This is a genomic window from Pseudarthrobacter kochi (assembly GCF_055412805.1).
This window is the reverse complement of sequence record NZ_JBVAYV010000002.1, coordinates 94,142-112,340: the sequence shown is the minus strand read 5'-3', so window position 1 is coordinate 112,340 and position 18,199 is coordinate 94,142. Positions and strand designations below refer to the sequence as shown.

Here is an 18,199-nt window from a genome sequence, read left to right as displayed (position 1 = left end):
CCGGACGGTTGCTGCACGCGCTGACCACGCGCCGGGAACCCGCCGGGCGCGCAGAAGGGCCGCCACCGGCTGGTGACGGCCCATCTGCTGCTGCTGTGGAGCTGCGGGGAACTACTCGACGGTGTCGGCGAGGGTGCCCAGGTAGAGCTGGATGACCTTGGGGTCCTTCATGAGCTCCCGGCCGGTGCCGGTGTACGCGTCCTTGCCCTGGTCCAGGACATAACCGCGGTCACAGATCTGCAGGCAGCGCCTGGCGTTCTGTTCGACCATGATGACCGAGACGCCCGCGCGGTTGATCTCGTGGACCCGGAGAAAGGTCTCGTCCTGCTTGACAGGGGAGAGGCCTGCGGAGGGCTCGTCGAGAAGCAGCACGGCGGGATCCATCATGAGGGCCCGACCCATCGCAACCATCTGGCGTTCGCCGCCGGAGAGCGACCCCGCCCGCTGGGCCCGCCGCTTGGCGAGTTCCGGGAACAGGCCCGTGACGAAGTCGAAGCGCTCGGCGAAGTCCTTGGGGCGCTGGAACATGCCCATCTGGAGATTCTCTTCGATGGTCAGCGCCGCGAATACGTTGTTGTTCTGCGGCACAAAGCCGATGCCCCGGCTGACCAGCTTGTTGGCCTTGAGCCCGGTGATGTCCTGGCCGCGGACCACGACGGAACCCGAGTGGACCTTGACCAGGCCGAACATCGCCTTCAGCAGCGTGGACTTGCCGGCGCCGTTGGGGCCGATGATACCGATCAGCTCGCCCTTGCGGGCCTCGATGCTGCAGCCGTTGAGGATGTTGACGCCGGGAATGTAGCCCGCCACCAGGTCGGTGACCTTGACGACCGAATCCTCATCGTGCACGGGCTGAGCGGCGGGTGCCGCGCTGGTGGCGCTCATTCTGTGTCCTTCTCTGTGCGGTTCGGCTGCTCCGGGCTGTGCGGCTGATCGCGGCGGGTCGGCTCATCGGAGCTGCGCCTGCCGCGCGCCGGCCCGTTGCTGTCCGGGCCAGCCGGCTTGTCCGTTTCCGCAGCGACGACGTCGAGCGAGATGATGCCGGCATTTTCGGTGCCGACAATCGACTCCTCGTCGGCCACGAGTTCGGCGGCGAGTTCCTTGATGCCTTCCGAGTCCCCGAGGTCCACGTCGTGGTGGGCGCCCAGGTAGGCGTCAATCACGGCCGGGTTCTTCATGACCTCGGCAGGAGGGCCTTCGGCCACGATCTTGCCCTCGGCCATAACAACAACCCAGTCGGCGATGTGCCGGACCATGTGCATGTCGTGTTCGACGAACAATACGGTCATGCCCTCGGCCTTGAGGTTCTTGATGTGGTCCAGCAGCGACTGGGTCAGTGCGGGGTTGACGCCGGCCATCGGCTCGTCAAGCATCACGAGCTTCGGCCGCACCATAAGCGAGCGGGCCATTTCCAGGAGCTTGCGCTGGCCGCCGGACAGGGACGCCGCATAGTCGTCCTTCTTGGCATCCAGCTTGAACTTCTCCAGCAGCACATTTGCGTCGGCGGTGATCTTCTTTTCCTGGCCACCCCAGATGCCTTTGAACAGGGCCTTGGAGAGCCGTTCGCCGGACTGGTTCGAGGCGCCGAGACGCATGTTCTCCATCACCGTGAGCTTGCCCATGACCTTGGTCAGCTGGAACGTGCGGACCATGCCCATGCGGGCCACCTTGTAGGAGGAGACCCCGGCAAGGCTGTTGCCCTCGAACTGCCACTTGCCCGTGTTGGGTGTGTCGAAACCCGTGAGCAGGTTGAACAGGGTGGTCTTGCCGGCGCCGTTGGGGCCGATCAGCGCCGTGATTTTGTGCCGCGGGATCTCGAGGTACTCGACGTCGACGGCGTTGATGCCGCCGAAGCTGCGGGTGACGTTTTCCGCCACCACGATCGGGTCGCGCTTCTTGCAGCCGGGGGAAGTCTCCCCGGCGGCGATCGGACGCGTATCCGTCATGTAGTCAATGCCACTTTCTTCGCTCTGCGTGCTCATGCGAACGCCAGCTCCTTCTTATTGCCGAGGACACCCTGGGGCCTGAAGATCATCAGCAGCATCAGTGCGACGCCCACCAGGATGTACCGCAGCTGGCCGGCCTGGACAGTGTTCAGCCAGGTCACGGCACCGGATTCGATAAGGCCGTACAGGATGCCTTGGGTGAGGGACAGTACGACCCAGAAGATCATGGCGCCGATGACCGGCCCCAGCACCGTGCCCAGACCGCCGAGCAGCAGGCAGGTGTAGAGGAAGAACGTCAGCTCGGTGCCGTAGTTCGCCGGCTGCACGGCGCCGCGGGGGAGGGTGAAGATCATGCCTGCGAGGGCGCCGAGGACGCCGCCGATGACCAGGGCCTGCATCTTGTAGGCGTACACGTTCTTGCCGAGCGAGCGGACAGCGTTCTCGTCCTCGCGGATGCCCTTGAGGACACGGCCCCAGGGGCTGCGCATCAGCAGCCATACGAGGGTGCAGAACAGGGCCACGACCGCCCAGGCGACTATGCGGATGAAGAAGTCCCGGTTGTTCATTCCCATGTAGGAGCCCGGGGGGAACGGGTTCATGGCGTAGAAGTCGCCCTCGAACGCGGCGAGGCCGTTGGCCGAACCCGTGACGGCGGTCAGCTGGTTGGTCGTGACGATGTAGCGCACGATTTCCGCCGCCGCGATCGTAACGATGGCGAGGTAGTCGGCCCGCAGCCGGAGCGTGGGAATACCGAGCAGCAAGGCGAAGATGGCCGAGCAGACCACGGCGATGAGCAGGCCGACGAAGAACGGCACGCCGAACGACAGGGTGGAGATGGCGAAGCCATAGGCACCCACCGCCATGAAGCCGGCCTGGCCGAAGTTGAGCAGGCCGGAGTAGCCGAAGTGAACCGCAAGGCCGAGGGTGGCGAGGGCGTATGCCGCCGTCGTCGGGCTGAACAGTTCACCGGCAGCGCTGGAAAATATGAATCCGAAGTCCATGGCTGTCTCCTAACCCACGCGCTCGCGCCGGCCCAAGATGCCTTGGGGCCGGAACAGAAGGACAATAATCATGATGAACAGTGCTCCCACGTATTTAAGGTCTGCGGCGAGGCCGAACACGGTGGTCAGCTCCACGAAGATACCAACGATGATGGATCCGATCAGGGCACCCCATACGGTGCCGAGGCCGCCCAGGGTGACGCCGGCGAAGATGAGCAGCAGGATCTGCGATCCCATGTCGAAGGTGACGCCGGGCCGGTAGTACGCCCACAGGATTCCGCCGAGGGAGGCCAGCATGCCGCCGGTGACCCAGACAATCCGGATGACGGAGTCGACGTCGATGCCCGAGGCGGCAGCCAGCGCGGGGTTGTCGGCGACCGCGCGGGTGGCTTTGCCGAGCCGGGTCTTGAGCAGGACGATGCCGAGGATGGCGATGACGACGGCGCTGATCACGAGGGACCAGAGGTTGTTGGGGGAAATGGAGATCGGGCCGAGCTGGATTTCCGCGCTCTGGGCGAAGGGCAGCTGCTGGGTGGCGCCGCCGAAGAAGAACTGGATGACGTAGCGCACGGCCAGGGCGAGGCCGATGCTGACGATCATCATCGGTACCAGGCCGGTGCCGCGGCGCCGGAGCGGTTTCCACAGGCCGGCGTCCTGGACGTAGCCGAATAGACCGCCGCCGAGCAGCGCGAGCAGGATGGCCAGCCAGAACGGGAGGTTCATGGCGTTGAAGGCGAAGACCAGGACGGCCCCGAGGGTGACCATTTCACCGTGGGCGAAGTTGGTCAGGCCGGTGGTGCCGAAGATCAGCGAGAGCCCCACCGAGGCCAGGGCCAGCAGCAGGCCGAAGCTCAGGCCCGCTACGAGGCGGTTGATCAGGTTCTGGCCGAAGTCCTGCTGCTGGATCACGATGCCCTTGCCGAAAGCGAAGATCACCGACAGGTTGGAGGTCTGGTTGAAAGTGACCTGGCGGGGGTTTTCCTGGCCGTCGGCGAGCTTGATGCCCTCCGGGAGCGTGGATTCGTCGAGCTTAACTTCGTAGGTGCCCTGGGTGGGTACCCCGATGGTCCAGGATCCGTTGGCGCTGGATTTGGCCGTTCCGGTGAAGTCGCCGCTCTTGGCGGTGATGGTGACGTCAGCGATCGGCGCGCGGTCGTCGCCGCGCAGGAAGCCGCTGATGCTGTTCTGGAACGTTGTTGCCGACGGGGATGGTGTCGGCGAGGGGCTCGTGGCCTGGGATGCCGGCGCGACGATCAGCAGTAGCGCGGCCACGGCGGCGAAAACAGCCCCCACAGCTTTCAGCAGTCTGCCGCGCCGTCTCTGCGACAGGCCTCTCGGTGTGCTTCTCAAAATGAAACCTCCACATGGGGGTGGTGTGGGTTGCGCCATTGCAACCGCTGCGAACAGTGCGGGTGACGGGGGTGATACCTGATGCGATGCGGTGGTGAAGTAATGCTTGTGATATCCGTCACCCTGTTTGGCCCATATTACAGCCCGCTTGGGGCAATGAATGCCGTCGCGAGCAGGCAAAATGTCGCGATCGGATAACGACCGTGAAGCGCATGCTACTGGGTGGTTTACCTGTCCTAAAGTAAACTTTTGTTGTTCCGGAGTATGCCTAAACAGTCGCCAGGCCCGGTCGTGGTGCAGGACGCGTTGACGGGGCGCAGAGGTCACGGTTGGGTTGCGGCCCGGACGTCCCGGGAACTATCGCTGCCCGCCGGCTGTTGGAATTGGTAGCGTGTTGTAACAAGGCACGACCAGTTCACCACCGGACCATCACCCACCCCTTTATATGGAGGACACCCGCAATGGCACTTGGCGGAAACCCAGTCTTCAACGGAAAGAACTTCCGTGGAGCAACCCAGGCACCGCCTGCCCCGCAGGCTTACGGACAGAACGCGTACGGCCAGGCCCAGTATGGACAGACCCAGACCGGCTGGAACCCTGCCCAGCAGGGCATGAGCCAGGACCAGCTCCAGGACTTGTATAACCGGCCCGCTGCCGGACCCGCCGACACGGGCCGCATGACCTACGACGATGTCATCATGAAGACCGCGGCCTGCCTCGGCGCCGTCGTCGTCGGTGCGGCCGTCACCCTCGTGGTGGCACCGGGCCTGGCCAACCTGCTGATGATCGTCGGCGCGCTGGGCGGCTTCGCCCTCGCCCTCGTCAACACCTTTAAGAAGCAGCCCTCACCGGCCCTGATCCTCGCCTACGCGGCCCTCGAGGGGCTTTTCCTCGGCGGCCTGACGCGCATCCTCGACGGCATGTTCCCGGGCGTCGGCCTGCAGGCCGTGATCGGCACACTCTCCGTGTTCGCCGTGACCCTGCTGCTCTTCCGGAGCGGCAAGGTCCGGGCCACCCCGAAGGCCATGCGCTTCTTTATGATCGCGACGATCGGCTACGCCGTCTTCGCGCTCATCAACATGGTCATGATGTGGACCGGCGTCGTCGATTCCCCGTTCGGACTGCGCACCGAGGTGGAGATCTTCGGGATCCCGCTGGGTGTCTTCATCGGCCTGCTGGCGATCGGCCTCGCCGCTTTCTCCCTGATCATGGACTTCACCAGCATCGAAGCCGGCGTCCGCAGCGGCGCCCCGCAGCGCTTCTCCTGGACCGCGGCCTTCGGCCTCACGGTCACGCTGGTGTGGCTCTACGTGGAGATCATCCGCCTCCTGGCGATCCTGCGCGGCGACGACTAACAGCTTCAGCCCGCAGCCGGTCGCTGACGACCAAAACCAGAGGAGCCCCGCCACATTGGCGGGGCTCCTCTGGTTTTCGTCCTGCTCCGGCTATGCCAGGCGCATGGCCCCTGCCGCGGGCCGGACGCTGAAGATGTCCGGCGCCGGGTACCCGGCTCCCGCGAAGTCGTGTTCCACGGCGGCACGCACCTGCTGCTCTGCCGACGCCGGGGTGAGTGCGATTGCGGAGCCGCCGAAGCCGCCCCCGGTCATCCGCGCACCGATGGCGCCGGCAGCGCGGGCGGCTTCCACGGCGAGGTCCAGCTCGGGGCAGGAGATCTCGAAGTCGTCCCGCATGGAGGCATGGGAAGCATCGAGCAGCGGCCCGATCGCCGCCGGCCCGGCGCCGTCGAGGAGCCCGACCGTCTGCAGGACCCGGTCATTCTCAGTGACCACGTGGCGCACCCGGCGGAACGTCTCCTGATCCAGCAGGCCGCACGCCTCGTCGAGCTCGCCAATCCCGACGTCGCGCAGCGCCTTGACCCCGAGGACCTCGGCGCCCAGCTCGCAGGACGCCCGCCGGGAGGCGTAGCCGCCGCCGGCATGGGAATGCGACACCTTCGTGTCAATCACGAGCATCACCAGCCCGGCGCTTTCGGCGTCGAACGGGACCAGCCGGATGCTCTGGTCACGGCAGTCCAGGAAGAGGGCGTGCCCGGCAGCGGCGCGCAGGGACGCGGACTGGTCCATGATGCCGGTGGGCGCGCCGACGAAGTCATTTTCCGCGCGCTGGGTGGCCAGCACCATGTCCCGGGCGTCCAGGCCCGCCGCGGCGAGCTCGTTGAGCGCGGAGATGACGGCGCATTCGATGGCATGGGACGAGGACAGCCCGGCGCCGCGGGGAACATCGGAGTCCAGCAGGAGGTCCAGGCCGCGGACGGGGAGTCCGCGCTGCTGAAGCGCCCACAGGACACCCAGCGGGTACTTGGTCCACCCCCTCGCCGTGCCGCGGTTCAGGGACCCGGCATCCGCCGTCGTCAGCCCCTGGTTTCCAAACGTTGACAGCAGCCGGACCCGGGAGTCCGGACGCAGGCGTACGGCGACCCGGGCTGCCTTGTCGATCGCAAAGGGCAGCACAAAGCCCTCGTTGTAGTCCGTGTGCTCACCGATCAGGTTGACGCGGCCGGGTGCCTGCCAGATGCCGTCCGGCGCCGCGCCGAAGACGGAATCGAACCTGTCAGCCAGCTGCCCCGCGCTGAGGGAGCGTGTCATGCCGTGCCGTCGGCGGCGGTCCGGGAAGTGCGGGTCATGGATCCACGGTATACGCCGCGGCATGCGGCTGGGTACGGTGGTGACCATGAACCTGCTGCCCCCTGCTTCCCCTCACCCCGACGGCCCCGGCCCCGCCGCCGCCGCCCGGCGCTATGCCTCGGGCCGGCAGTACGAGCTGCTGCGCGGCGACGCGCTCGCCGTCGTCACGGAACTGGCCGCCGGGCTGAGGCTGTACAGCCGAGGCGGGACGCAGTTGACGGAAAGCTACGGGGACGCGGAGATTTCGCCCGGCGCGGCCGGCATCACACTGGCGCCATGGGCGAACCGGGTAGAGGACGGCGTCTGGTACCTGAACGGCAAGAAGCAACAGCTGGATATCACGGAGGTGTCCCGCAACAACGCCAGCCACGGGCTGCTGCGCAACGCCTCCTATGAGCTTGTCGACGAATCCGAATTCTCGGTCACCCTCGTAGCGGCCGTGTTCCCGCAGCACGGCTATCCCTTCCTGCTGCGTCACCGCGTGCGCTACGAACTGGCCGCGGACCTGGGCCTTGTGGTCCGGCAGGAGCTGATCAACGACTCCCAGGAGCCGGCCCCGTTCGTCCTGGGCGCGCACCCGTATCTCCGGCTGGGGGAGGTGCCCAGCGAGGAGCTGACCATCACCGTCCGTGCCGGCACGCGGCTGGTGACGGACGGGCACCTGATCCCGCGCGCGACGGAACCGGTCAGCGGCGGCTTCGACCTCCGCACCGGAAAGTCCGTGGCCGAACTGGATCTCGATTCCGCCTACACGGACCTGGAGTTCGACGCCGGCGCGGCCCGCCACACGCTGACCGCGCCGGACGGCCGGAGCGTGAGCCTCTGGCAGGACGGCAACTGCGGCTACGTCCACGTTTTTGTCACTACGCAGTTCCCGGGCCGGACCAAGGCGGTGGCGATCGAACCGATGACCGGCCCGGCCAATGCCTTCAACAGCGGCGACGGACTCCGCTGGCTGCCGCCGGGCGAGAACTTCGCCATGAGCTGGGGGATCAGCGCGTCCCTGGAACCGTGAGCGGGCACAGAGTTTCCCATCCGAGTTTCCCATCCGAGTTTCCCATCCGAGTTTCCCATCAGAGTTTCCCATCCGAGTTTCCCATCCGAGTTTCCCATCCGGGGGGTGCTGGTGAATCATGGGGCTATGACGCCAGCTGACGATCCCGCCCCGCGGGACCTCCCGTACGCCTCCCGCCCCGCCGCCAGCGTCTCCGCCGGAATCTCCGCACAGGTGCGACCTGTCACGGACCGGGAAATCGACCAGGACATCCCGTACGGCGTCCGGATCGCCGCGTCCTGGTCCTGGCGCCTTGGGCTCATCATTCTCGTGGCGGGCGCCCTCGTGTGGCTGCTCAGCAGGGTCAGCTTCCTCCTCATTCCGGTGATGGTTGCCGCGCTGCTGGCCGGGCTGCTGGCACCGGTAAAGAACTGGCTCAGGAGGAACCGCGTCCCCAACGGGCTGGCCGTGGCTATCACCGTCCTGGGCTTCATCGGCGTGATTGGCGGGGCGCTGGCCCTCGTGGGGCGGCAGCTCGTGTCCGGCTTCTCCGAGTTGTGGAGCGAGGCGCTGGCCGGAGTCCAGAAAATCCAGGTCTGGCTCGCCGACGGCCCCCTGCACCTGACGGCGGCCCAGATCGACCAGTACCTCAAGGACGCCACCGAAGCGCTGCAGAACAACAGCAGCAGCATCCTCAGCGGAGCACTGTCCTTCGGCAGCACCGCCGGGCATTTCGCGGCCGGAATGATCCTGGCGCTGTTCATCCTCGTCTTCTTCCTGCTGGAAGGAGACCGCATCTGGGCCTTCCTTGTGCGGCTGCTGCCCAGGAAGGCCCGTGCCGCGACGGACGGGGCCGGCCGGGTGGGCTGGTCCTCGATGGTGAGCTACGCCCGGATCCAGATGTTCGTTGCTTTTGTGGACGCGGTCGGGATCGGCGTGGGGGCCGCAATCATCGGCGTGCCCCTGGCGCTGCCGCTGGGCGTGCTGGTGTTCCTGGGCTCCTTCATCCCGATCATCGGCGCCCTCGTGACCGGCGCCGTCGCCGTGCTGCTGGCCCTCGTCGCCAACGGGTGGGTGAACGCCCTGATCATGCTGGGGATCGTCCTGCTGGTCCAGCAACTGGAGAGCCACATCCTGCAGCCGCTGGTGATGGGCAAGGCCGTCTCGCTGCACCCGGTGGCCGTCATCCTGGCCGTCGCCGCCGGTTCCTACCTCGCCGGCATCCCCGGAGCCCTGTTCTCCGTTCCCATCCTCGCCGTAGCAAACTCGTCGATTCGCTACATTGCCGGCAGAACGTGGGAACATGAAAGTGCGCCGGCCGCCGCGGGCCATCAGGACGTCCTTGCCCCTGCGTCCGGCGCCGACCACACCGTGAGGGACGCCCGCCTGCCGGGTGAAACCTCCGGCCGCAGCAACGATGCCAGGTCCGAAGACTGAGCCGTAGAAGGAGACTAGTTCGTGAACACCCTTGAGAGCCTGCCCGTCACGCTGGACGATGTCCTGGAGGCGCAGAAGCTGCTCGACGGGATTATTACGCGGACCCCGGTTGAATCCTCGCGTGCCCTGGGCGCCATGGTCGGCGGTGAGGTGTTCCTCAAATGCGAGAACCTGCAGCGGGCCGGCTCCTTCAAGGTCCGTGGCGCCTACGTACGGATGGCCAAGCTCAGCGCCGAGGAAAAAAGGCGCGGCGTTGTGGCGGCCTCGGCCGGCAATCATGCCCAGGGGGTGGCCGTCGCGGCCAAGAGCCTGGGCATCAAAGCCCGCATCTACATGCCGCTGGGCGTCGCCCTGCCCAAACTCGCCGCGACCCGCAGCCACGGGGCCGAGGTGGTCCTGCACGGCCACAACGTCGACGAGGCCCTCGCCGAAGCGAAGCGCTACGCCGATGAGACCGGCGCCGTCTTCGTCCACCCCTTTGACGACGTCGACGTCGTCGCAGGCCAGGGCACCGTCGGGCTGGAAATCCTCGAACAGGTCCCGTACGTCGACACCATCCTGATGGGCGTCGGCGGCGGCGGGCTCCTGGCCGGAGTCGCCGTGGCCGTGAAAGCCAGGGCCAAGGAACTGGGCCGGGAGATCCGGATCATCGGCGTCCAGGCCGAAAACGCGGCCGCCTACCCGCCGTCGCTCGCCGCCGACGCCCTCGTGCCGCTCAAGCGCGTCTCCACGATGGCCGACGGCATCGCCGTCGGCCGGCCCGGCCAGCTGCCGTTCAGCATCATCCGGGAACTCGTCGACGACGTCGTCACCGTCAGCGAGGACGCCCTGGCCCGGGCGCTCATCTTCCTGCTGGAGCGCGCCAAGATGGTCGTCGAGCCCGCCGGCGCAGTGGGCGTCGCAGCCCTGATGGAGGGCAAGATCGAGAACCCGGGCACTGTCGCCGTGGTCCTCTCCGGCGGCAACATCGACCCGATGCTGATGCTCAAGGTCATCCAGCGCGGCCTCTCCGCCGCGGGCCGGTACATGACCGTTCGCATGATGCTGGACGACCGGCCCGGCTCGCTGGCCACCATCGCCCGGATCATCGCAGAGAACGACGCCAACGTGACGGGACTGGACCACACCCGGGTGGGCGGCTCGATCAGCATGGGCGACGTGTCCATCACCGTGAACCTGGAGACCAAAGGCCACGAGCACTGCGAGCAGGTCCTCGCGGCGCTCCGGGCCGAAGGCTTCCAGCCGATCGTGGTGCACTAGGGGACCATGATGCTGGACTCCACCCGGAACGGCAGGCCACGAGCCGGCGAGACCGCGGCGGGGCGCGCCCGCACGGGACTGTTGGTGGTGGGGTCGTTCGTGCTGGTGCTTTACGTCATCGAGATCATCAACGCCCTCATGCTGCATTCGCTCAACGGCATGTTCGGCCTGCGCCCGCGCAGCCTCGACGGGGTCCTGGATATCCTGACGTTCCCGCTGCTGCACGCCAACCTGGCGCACTTGTTCTCCAACACGCTTCCGTTGATCGTCTTCGGTTTCCTGGTGCTGCTGTCCGGACCGCGGGTGTTCTTCACCACCCTGGCCCTGAGCTGGCTGGCCTCGGGGGTGGTGGTGTGGCTGATCGGCGGCTTCAACATCACCGTCGGGGCGTCCGGACTGGTGTTCGGGCTCTTTGCGTTCCTGCTGGTGCGGGGCTTCTTCAACCGCAACTGGTGGCAGATCCTGCTCTCCGTGGTGTTGTTCCTGAGCTACGGCGGGATCCTGTTCGGCGTCCTGCCCACAATGGTGGGCTTCGTGTCGTGGCAGGCGCACCTCGGCGGCGCCATCGGCGGAGTGCTCGCCGCCCTGCTCCTGAGCGCGCCCCGGGCAGGAACCCAGCTCAGCAGGCCGTAACCGGCGCCCGGGGGCTGCTGAACCGGCCGCGGAACGCAGAAAGTCCCCGCCGCGGCAGGGACTTTCTGGTGGGACCGTTGAGGCTGGCTGCGCCGAAGTCCTGTGTTAGCCGGCGTACGGCTTGGCGGAGATGATCTCCACCGTGATGACCTTGCCGTTCGGAGCGGTGTAGCTGAGCTTGTCGCCCTCCTTGTGGCCGACGATGGCCGCGCCCAGGGGGGACTTCTCGCTGAAGACATCCAGGTCCGAGTCGCCCGCGATTTCGCGTGAGCCGAGCAGGAAGGATTCCTCGTCACCGGCGATTTTGGCAACGACGATCATGCCGGGCTCGACGATGCCGTCGTCCGCCGGGGATTCGCCCACGTGGGCGTCCCGGAGCAGCGCGGTCAGCTGGCGGATGCGGGCTTCGATCTTGCCCTGCTCCTCTTTGGCCGCGTGGTAGCCGCCGTTTTCCTTGAGGTCGCCTTCCTGGCGCGCGGCTTCGATTTTCTGGACGATTTCCGCCCGGCCGGGGCCGGAGAGGTGGTCCAGCTCTGCCTTCAGGCGGTCAAAAGCTTCCTGGGTAAGCCAAGCTGCAGTTGCGCTGTTGGTGGTAGACACGGACTTCTCCTTATGGTCAAACAAGCAAAGACCCCGCCACGGTGGCCACTTTTGGGACTCAGTAACCAGCTCAGCGGGGGAAAGGTATTGATCCATTGTAGTCAATCCTGTGGATAAACCAAAGATGGCTGCGGCGTGGATCACACCGTGTTCCCGCACCCCGGCCGGCTGCGCGGCGCCGGGCTATTTGCCGGCGTCGGGGATCCAGCAACTGTCGACGATGCCGGACACGGCCTGGGACTCGGTGCGCACCGTCGCCCGGTGTGCGATGGTGCGTCCGCCGTTGGTGCCGGCGTCGGCGGCGTTGGGGGTGATGTCCACGACTTTCCAGCCGACGACGGCGAACTTGGAATCCAGCGCCTTGACGGAACATTTGGCGGCGGTGGCCGGCTCCTTGGTGACCTGAAAATCCACCTCGGCCAGGGTGGCATCCGGCGTGCTGTAGCCGATGTCCTTGAACGTAACGCTCTCCGTCGCGTTGGACGTTGAAATCCAAGCCATAAAGCCCATCCCGGCAGCAAGGGCAACGATCAGTGCGGTGCGTTTGGCTTTGCCGCTCAGCGTCCGCTTTTGACCGCCGTAACGATTGGCTAGGCTGGGAGATGCCGATGCGGGCGCGGCAGGCTGATCCTTGGAAGTCACTAGTCCAGTTTAGTGTGGATCGGGACGGGTATTCGCCGCTTCGCCGATCCGGCCCGCGGCGCCCGCCAAAAGTTCTGTACCTGTAGATGAAAGAGGAGCCGTCCCACGATGACAGCGTCCACCAGCCCGTCAGCGCCGCTTCGGCTGTTGGCTGTCCATGCTCATCCCGACGACGAATCCAGCAAGGGCGCCGCCACGATGGCCATGTACGCCGCAGCCGGCGTCGACGTCCTGGTGGCCACGTGCACGGACGGTTCGCGCGGCGACATCCAGAACCCGGCGATGGAAGGCGTGCCGCACCCCAAACGCGACATGGCCGGAGCGCGCAGGCTCGAGATGGAGCACGCCGCCGCGGTACTGGGCGTCCGCCAGCGCTGGCTGGGCTTCGTGGATTCGGGGCTGCCCGAGGGCGACCCGCTGCCGCCGCTGCCGGTCGGCTCCTTCGCGACCCTGCCGCTGGAACGGGCGGCCGCGCCGCTGGTCCGGCTGGTCCGCAGCTTCAAACCGCAGGTCATCCTGAGTTACGACGAGAACGGCGGCTACCCGCACCCGGACCACATCATGGCGCACCGGGTCGCCGTCGAGGCTTTCGAAGCCGCGGGGGATTCCGCCCGCTACCCGGGAACCGGCGAGGCCTGGGCGCCGAGCAAGCTCTACTACGACCGGGCCTTCAGCCCCGAACGGTTCCGGGCCCTGCATTTTGCGCTGGAGGAATCCGGGCTCCAGTCGCCCTACGCCGAGCGGATCGCCGCCTGGCTCGAAGCCGACGCGGAAGGCCACACCCCGCCGGCCCCGACCCACGCCACCACCACCCAGATCGAGTGCGGGGATTTCTTCGAAGCGCGCGATGACGCGCTCCGTGCACACCGCACCCAGGTGGACCCGGAGGGCTTCTTCTTCGCCGTCTCGCCTGCGATGCAGCGCCGCGTCTGGCCGTGGGAGGACTACTCGCTGATTCAGTCAAGGGTCCCCGCCGACCTGCCTGAAAAGGACTTCTTCGCCGGGCTAAGATAGACCCAACAGGCCATTTCTATGACGCGTAGAAGACGTCGTGGAAAAAGTTCCCACTCCGCAGCCAGCCCCGTCGGGCCGCCATTTAGCCCCCATAGAAGGTCCTCACCGTGCACTCCTTGCTCACCGCCCTGGCAACCACCCCGGCGCCCGCTCCCTCGCCGTCGCTCCGCGAGGGATTGTCCCAGGACCAGGTGACGCCCGGCCTGCTGGGCTTCCTCCTGACCGCCTTCATCGTGGTGCTGACGGCACTGCTCATTGTCGACATGGTCCGCCGCATCCGCCGCGTCCGCTACCGGGCCCAGGTGGAGGAGGAACGCGCGGCCGCCGCCGGGGCTTCCGTCAACGAGGGCGCTGCGCAGGCCACAGGGACCCAGGATCCGGCCGGCCAGCCCGGCACCCGTCCGGACGCCGACGGTGATGCAGGACCCGGAAACCGCTGACCGCGGCACACCCCCGCACTTCCCCGAGGCCGCCAATGCCCTGGCTGGAGAGCCCTCTGCCTACCTCCGGCAGCACGCCGGGAACCCCGTGCACTGGCGGCCCTTCGGCGACGCGGCGTTCGCTTTCGCCGCAGCCCGCGATGTGCCCGTCTTCCTCTCGGTCGGCTACGCGGCCTGCCACTGGTGCCACGTTATGGCCCGGGAATCCTTTGAAGACCCGGACACCGCGGACTTCCTGAACGCCAACTTCGTGGCCGTGAAGGTGGACCGCGAGGAGCGTCCCGACGTCGACGCCGTCTACATGGCCGCGACCCAGGCCATCAGCGGTGAAGGCGGCTGGCCGATGTCCGTCTTCCTGCTGCCCGATGGTCGGGCCTTCCACGCCGGCACCTACTACCCGCCCTGGCCGCAGCCGGGCCGGCCCTCCTTCCGCCAGGTACTGGAAGCCGTGGCCGAAGCGTGGCGGGAGCGCCGCGACGCCGTGGAACAGAACGCCGACGCCCTGGCCCGCGGCCTCGCCGCTTCGCAACCGCGCGCCGCCGTGCGGCTGGACGGTGTGCCGGAGGCGCTCGACCCGTCCCTGCCCGGGGATGCCGTGCGGGCGCTGGCCGGCGACGAAGACCCCGTATACGGAGGCTTCGGCACCGCGCCGAAGTTCCCGCCGTCGGCCGTGCTGGAATTCCTGATCCGTCACGCCGCGGTTCCCGTCCGGGCTGTTTCCCGGCAGGCCGGGCCCTCGCTGGCCGGGGAGGCAGAGACCCCAGCCATGGCCCGGGACCTGGCGGGCCGGACCCTCGCCGCGATGTCCCGCTCGGCCCTGTTCGACCAGCTCGACGGCGGCTTCGCCCGCTATTCCGTGACCCGCGACTGGTCCGTGCCACACTTCGAGAAAATGCTCTACGACAACGCCCAGCTGCTGCGCGTCTACGTCCACTGGGTCCGGCTGGGCGGCACCCCCGGGTACCCCGCCGCGGAAGCCGCCGACGTCGCCGGCCGCACCGCCGGCTGGCTCCTCGCCTCACTGGGACTGGGGCACGCCGGTTCGGGCCCCGGAGCGGTGCCCGAGGCCCTGGCCTCGTCCCTCGACGCCGATACTGTCGTGGACGGTGTCCACGCCGAGGGGGGCAGCTACCTGTGGACCCCGGCAGCCCTGGCCTCCGTGCTGGGACCCGCCGACGGCGCCGCCGTCGCCCGTCTCCTGAACGTCCACCCCCGCGGCACCGTCACCGCGGAGGGATCCCCCCTGCACCCCGGCCGGGCGTTCAGCGCCGACGAAGCGGCACTGTGGCAGCGGGTCCGGCCGGTGCTGCTCACCGGGCGCTCCCGCCGGCCCCGGCCTGCCCGGGACGACAAGGTGGTGGCCGGCTGGAACGGGCTGGCGGTCGCGGCGCTGGCCGAGGCCGGCGCCGTGCTGGGACAACCCCGGCTGGCCGCCGCGGCCGGGCGGATTGCCAACTACCTGGAACGGGTGCACTGGCGTCCCGGTGCCGATGGCCAGCCCGGCACGCTCATGCGGATCTCCCACGACGGCGCCGCCCGGGGGATCGGCGGGCTCCTGGAGGACTACGCCTTCTGCGTCGAGGGCCTGATCGCGCTTTACGCCGTCTCAGGCCGGACACGCTGGTACCGGCTGGCCGAGGACATCCTGGCTGCAGCCTGCGCACGGTTCGCCACGGACGGCACGCTCAAGGACACCGCGGTGGAGCCTGCACAAGTCGCCAATGCCCACGGCGGACGCGCGTCGCTGGAGCTCTTCGACAATGCCACGCCGAGCGGAGCCGCCGCCTTCGCGGGCGCGCTGCTGTCCTGCGCGGCACTTTCCGGCTCCTCTGAATACCGGGCCCTCGCCGGCAACATCCTTTCGCCGCTGCCGGCGCTGGCCACCCGCGCGCCACGGGCGGCGGGCTGGCTCCTCGCGACGGCGCAGGCCGCGCTCGCCGGCCCGGTGGAGGCCGCCGTCGTCGGGCCGGACACGCCGGAACGGGCGGCACTGCACCGGGAGTTGCTGCTCTCGCCCAGCCCCGGGCTGGTGATCGCCCTGCAGGAGGACGCCCTGCAGGACAACGACGCTGCCGTGCCCCTGTTGCGCGGCCGGGAGGGCGCGCCCGACGGAAGGCCTGTGGTCTATCTGTGCCGCGGGATGGTCTGCGGGCTTCCACTGGGTTCTGCCGACGAGGTGCGGGACCGGCTGGCTACACTGGCGGGATGACTCCCTCACCCCTTCGAACTTGTGGTTTTCGACTGCGACGGCGTCCTGGTCGATTCCGAGGTCATTGCCGTCCGGGTGGACCAGGCTGTGACACCGTTTCGAAGGCCGGATCTTCAGCGCGACGGATGTTGCCAACGGCAAACCCGCCCCGGACCTGCTGCTGCACGCCGGGGCGCTCGGCTGAGCCGGCCCTGACGCCGGAAAGTCCCCACCTTTGAAGTCGGCGCGCGGTGTGTCGGGCAGAAGAGCCGGGGAGTCGCGGCGTCGTCCTCTCAAAGGTGGGGAGAGTCCGCGCAGGCAGGACGTCAGCTCAGGACGGCGATGGCAATCGCGATGTAGTGCGCGGCGAAGGCGAAGACCGTAAGGGCGTGGAAGAGTTCGTGGAAACCGAAGTGTTCGTAGCTGAAGTTTGGCTTCTTCAGCGCGTAGAAGACGGCGCCGGTGATGTAGAGGGCGCCGCCGACGCAGATCAGCACGGCGGAGGCAACATTGGCGGCGAAGAAGTCCGGGAGGTAGAACAGCGCGCCGCACCCCAGGGCGATGTAGATCGGCACGTAGAGCCAGCGCGGGGCATGGGTCCACAGCAGCCGGAACAGCACGCCCAGGATGGCGCCGGTCCAGATCACCCACAGCAGGAGCTCGGCCTTGGGCCGGTCCAGGAGTGCCCAGGCCAGCGGCGTGTAGCTGCCGGCGATCACCAGCATGATGTTCGTGTGGTCCAGCCGCTTCAGCACGATCTTGACCCGCGGCGACCAGTTGCCGCGGTGGTAGATGGCACTGATGCCAAACAGCAGCACCCCGGTGAACGCATAGATGGCGCAGGCGATCTTCAGGTCCGGTGTCGGCGCCAGAATCACCAGCACCAGGCCGGCGGCCAGCGCCAGCGGAGCCGTCACGGTGTGGATCCATCCGCGCCACTTGGGTTTGATCATCAGGAGCTCGGCCAGCCGGACGGCAGCGTCGTCTATCGGGCCGGTTCCACGGTCCGGGGGATGCTCGGGCCGGGGCTCGGGGGTGTTGCTGTCCATCCCGCCATAATAAACTACGGTCCGGTAAGTTACCTGCGGGTAACAACGCCCGGGGGCCACAGCCGTCTCGTTCCTGCGCCCCGGCGGCCCCTGCGGCGGGTAGCCTAGGATGTGCACAGCAGTCGCACTTCAAGGAAGCCAGGTGAATCTCCGGATGCAAATGCCCGGGTTCCTCTATGGCTTCTACGAGCGCAAACTCCAGCGCTCGCTGGACCCGGAGCGCATCCCCCGGCATATCGGCGTCATGGTGGACGGCAACCGCCGCTGGGCCCGGCAGTTCAACGCCCCCACCAGCCAGGGCCACCAGGCCGGGGCCGACAAGATCCACGAGTTCCTTCGCTGGTCCCAGGAACTGGGCGTCAAAGTGGTCACCCTCTACATGCTCTCCACGGACAACATGAACCGCTCGAGCGAAGAACTCGACCTCCTCATGGCGATCATCGCCAACACGCTGGACCGGCTGGACGAGGACGCCGAAATCTCGGTCCATGCCATGGGCGCCCCGGAACTGCTGCCTGACTACCTCGCCGCACGGCTCAACCGGCTCACGGCCCGGACCCCGACGCGCGAGAAACTCCACGTCAATGTCGCCGTCGGCTACGGCGGACGCCGTGAAATCGTCGACGCCGTCCGCGAGCTGTTGCACGACGCCGTCGCGCGCGGTGCGGACATCGGGAAACTGGCCGACGAACTGAGCGTCGACGACATCTCACGATTCCTCTACACGCGCGGCCAGCCCGATCCGGACCTCGTGATCCGGACCTCGGGGGAGCAGCGGCTCTCCGGCTTCCTGATGTGGCAAAGCGCGTACAGCGAGTTCTATTTCTGCGAAGCCCTGTGGCCCGCCTTCCGGAAAGTGGACTTCCTCCGGGCCCTCCGCGACTACGCCGGCAGGCAGCGGCGTTACGGTTCCTGACCCGTCATGAGCTGTTCACACGATGGCAACAAGAATCGCCGACGAATTGGCACAGAAACGCCGCGCCCCGGACGTACGTTAATC

Annotated in this window: 17 protein-coding genes; 9 read left to right on the top strand and 8 right to left on the bottom strand. The window is 67.5% G+C overall.

What is annotated here, in order from left to right; genetic code table 11:
- Window positions 1–111: 111 nt before the first annotated feature.
- Genes ACZY0Y_RS01690 through ACZY0Y_RS01675 form a run of 4 tightly spaced genes read right to left on the bottom strand, consistent with a single transcriptional unit; the run spans window position 112 to window position 4,240 of the window.
- Window positions 112–885 (bottom strand): ABC transporter ATP-binding protein, encoded by a 774-nt coding sequence (locus tag ACZY0Y_RS01690; RefSeq protein ID WP_160667160.1) that lies wholly within the window; start codon window positions 883–885, stop codon window positions 112–114.
- Entirely contained in the window at window positions 882–1,982 is a 1,101-nt protein-coding gene (locus ACZY0Y_RS01685) for an ABC transporter ATP-binding protein (RefSeq protein ID WP_463882714.1), read from the bottom strand. Before ACZY0Y_RS01685 ends, ACZY0Y_RS01690 begins: the two co-directional genes overlap by 4 nt.
- Window positions 1,979–2,947 carry a branched-chain amino acid ABC transporter permease gene (locus ACZY0Y_RS01680; protein ID WP_463882712.1) on the bottom strand — a complete coding sequence of 323 codons (969 nt, stop codon included), beginning with the start codon at window positions 2,945–2,947 and terminating at the stop codon, window positions 1,979–1,981. Before ACZY0Y_RS01680 ends, ACZY0Y_RS01685 begins: the two co-directional genes overlap by 4 nt.
- Before the next feature lie 9 nt (window positions 2,948–2,956).
- Entirely contained in the window at window positions 2,957–4,240 is a 1,284-nt protein-coding gene (locus tag ACZY0Y_RS01675) for a branched-chain amino acid ABC transporter permease (RefSeq protein ID WP_463882709.1), read from the bottom strand.
- A 518-nt stretch (window positions 4,241–4,758) separates the two neighbouring features.
- Here ACZY0Y_RS01675 and ACZY0Y_RS01670 point away from each other — a divergent pair.
- A complete protein-coding gene (locus tag ACZY0Y_RS01670) occupies window positions 4,759–5,652 on the top strand; it encodes a Bax inhibitor-1/YccA family protein (protein WP_463882706.1) in 894 nt (297 codons plus the stop codon).
- A gap of 90 nt (window positions 5,653–5,742) precedes the next feature.
- On the opposite strand, the gene galK is transcribed toward ACZY0Y_RS01670, so the two are convergent.
- The gene (gene galK, locus ACZY0Y_RS01665; RefSeq protein WP_463956561.1) at window positions 5,743–6,903 is read right to left on the bottom strand and encodes a galactokinase; all 1,161 of its coding nucleotides are present in this window, start codon (window positions 6,901–6,903) and stop codon (window positions 5,743–5,745) included.
- 85 nt (window positions 6,904–6,988) lie between these two features.
- Here galK and ACZY0Y_RS01660 point away from each other — a divergent pair, with 85 nt between their 5' ends.
- The 4 genes from ACZY0Y_RS01660 (at window position 6,989) to ACZY0Y_RS01645 (ending at window position 11,266) form a co-directional block, all read left to right on the top strand.
- On the top strand, window positions 6,989–7,957 hold the full coding sequence (locus ACZY0Y_RS01660) for an aldose 1-epimerase family protein (protein ID WP_463956627.1): 969 nt from the start codon (window positions 6,989–6,991) through the stop codon (window positions 7,955–7,957).
- 126 nt (window positions 7,958–8,083) lie between these two features.
- Window positions 8,084–9,373 (top strand): AI-2E family transporter, encoded by a 1,290-nt coding sequence (locus ACZY0Y_RS01655; protein WP_463883568.1) that lies wholly within the window; start codon window positions 8,084–8,086, stop codon window positions 9,371–9,373.
- 21 nt (window positions 9,374–9,394) lie between these two features.
- Window positions 9,395–10,633: a threonine ammonia-lyase gene (ilvA, locus tag ACZY0Y_RS01650; RefSeq protein WP_160667148.1), complete on the top strand. Its 1,239-nt coding sequence runs from the start codon at window positions 9,395–9,397 to the stop codon at window positions 10,631–10,633.
- Between the two features lie 9 nt (window positions 10,634–10,642).
- Entirely contained in the window at window positions 10,643–11,266 is a 624-nt protein-coding gene (locus ACZY0Y_RS01645; RefSeq protein WP_463883626.1) for a rhomboid family intramembrane serine protease, read from the top strand.
- A gap of 105 nt (window positions 11,267–11,371) precedes the next feature.
- Here ACZY0Y_RS01645 and greA read toward each other — a convergent pair whose 3' ends face one another.
- A complete protein-coding gene (gene greA, locus ACZY0Y_RS01640; RefSeq protein WP_024366144.1) occupies window positions 11,372–11,866 on the bottom strand; it encodes a transcription elongation factor GreA in 495 nt (164 codons plus the stop codon).
- A 183-nt stretch (window positions 11,867–12,049) separates the two neighbouring features.
- Window positions 12,050–12,508, bottom strand: a complete 459-nt coding sequence (locus ACZY0Y_RS01635; protein ID WP_463883571.1) for a DUF4307 domain-containing protein — start codon at window positions 12,506–12,508, stop codon at window positions 12,050–12,052.
- Between the two features lie 108 nt (window positions 12,509–12,616).
- Between ACZY0Y_RS01635 and mca the strand changes: the two genes are divergently transcribed.
- The 3 genes from mca (at window position 12,617) to ACZY0Y_RS01620 (ending at window position 16,171) form a co-directional block, all read left to right on the top strand.
- Complete coding sequence (gene mca, locus ACZY0Y_RS01630) at window positions 12,617–13,522, top strand: mycothiol conjugate amidase Mca (RefSeq protein WP_463883572.1); 906 nt, start codon at window positions 12,617–12,619, stop codon at window positions 13,520–13,522.
- A gap of 107 nt (window positions 13,523–13,629) precedes the next feature.
- Window positions 13,630–13,962 (top strand): hypothetical protein, encoded by a 333-nt coding sequence (locus tag ACZY0Y_RS01625; RefSeq protein WP_463883573.1) that lies wholly within the window; start codon window positions 13,630–13,632, stop codon window positions 13,960–13,962.
- Window positions 13,940–16,171 carry a thioredoxin domain-containing protein gene (locus ACZY0Y_RS01620; protein ID WP_463956626.1) on the top strand — a complete coding sequence of 744 codons (2,232 nt, stop codon included), beginning with the start codon at window positions 13,940–13,942 and terminating at the stop codon, window positions 16,169–16,171. Before ACZY0Y_RS01625 ends, ACZY0Y_RS01620 begins: the two co-directional genes overlap by 23 nt.
- A 305-nt stretch (window positions 16,172–16,476) precedes the next feature.
- On the opposite strand, the gene trhA is transcribed toward ACZY0Y_RS01620, so the two are convergent.
- A complete protein-coding gene (gene trhA, locus ACZY0Y_RS01615; protein ID WP_463883577.1) occupies window positions 16,477–17,199 on the bottom strand; it encodes a PAQR family membrane homeostasis protein TrhA in 723 nt (240 codons plus the stop codon).
- Between the two features lie 154 nt (window positions 17,200–17,353).
- Here trhA and ACZY0Y_RS01610 point away from each other — a divergent pair, with 154 nt between their 5' ends.
- Entirely contained in the window at window positions 17,354–18,115 is a 762-nt protein-coding gene (locus ACZY0Y_RS01610) for an isoprenyl transferase (RefSeq protein WP_463883578.1), read from the top strand.
- Window positions 18,116–18,199: the final 84 nt, after the last annotated feature.

Coding starts and splice junctions, on each gene's coding strand:
- ACZY0Y_RS01690 (WP_160667160.1), bottom strand. CDS start 885: ATGAGCGCCACCAGCGCGGCACCCGCCGCTCAGCCCGTGCACGATGAG.
- ACZY0Y_RS01685 (WP_463882714.1), bottom strand. CDS start 1,982: ATGAGCACGCAGAGCGAAGAAAGTGGCATTGACTACATGACGGATACG.
- ACZY0Y_RS01680 (WP_463882712.1), bottom strand. CDS start 2,947: ATGGACTTCGGATTCATATTTTCCAGCGCTGCCGGTGAACTGTTCAGC.
- ACZY0Y_RS01670 (WP_463882706.1), top strand. CDS start 4,759: ATGGCACTTGGCGGAAACCCAGTCTTCAACGGAAAGAACTTCCGTGGA.
- galK (WP_463956561.1), bottom strand. CDS start 6,903: ATGACACGCTCCCTCAGCGCGGGGCAGCTGGCTGACAGGTTCGATTCC.
- ACZY0Y_RS01660 (WP_463956627.1), top strand. CDS start 6,989: ATGAACCTGCTGCCCCCTGCTTCCCCTCACCCCGACGGCCCCGGCCCC.
- ACZY0Y_RS01655 (WP_463883568.1), top strand. CDS start 8,084: ATGACGCCAGCTGACGATCCCGCCCCGCGGGACCTCCCGTACGCCTCC.
- ACZY0Y_RS01645 (WP_463883626.1), top strand. CDS start 10,643: ATGCTGGACTCCACCCGGAACGGCAGGCCACGAGCCGGCGAGACCGCG.
- mca (WP_463883572.1), top strand. CDS start 12,617: ATGACAGCGTCCACCAGCCCGTCAGCGCCGCTTCGGCTGTTGGCTGTC.
- ACZY0Y_RS01620 (WP_463956626.1), top strand. CDS start 13,940: ATGCAGGACCCGGAAACCGCTGACCGCGGCACACCCCCGCACTTCCCC.
- trhA (WP_463883577.1), bottom strand. CDS start 17,199: ATGGACAGCAACACCCCCGAGCCCCGGCCCGAGCATCCCCCGGACCGT.
- ACZY0Y_RS01610 (WP_463883578.1), top strand. CDS start 17,354: ATGCAAATGCCCGGGTTCCTCTATGGCTTCTACGAGCGCAAACTCCAG.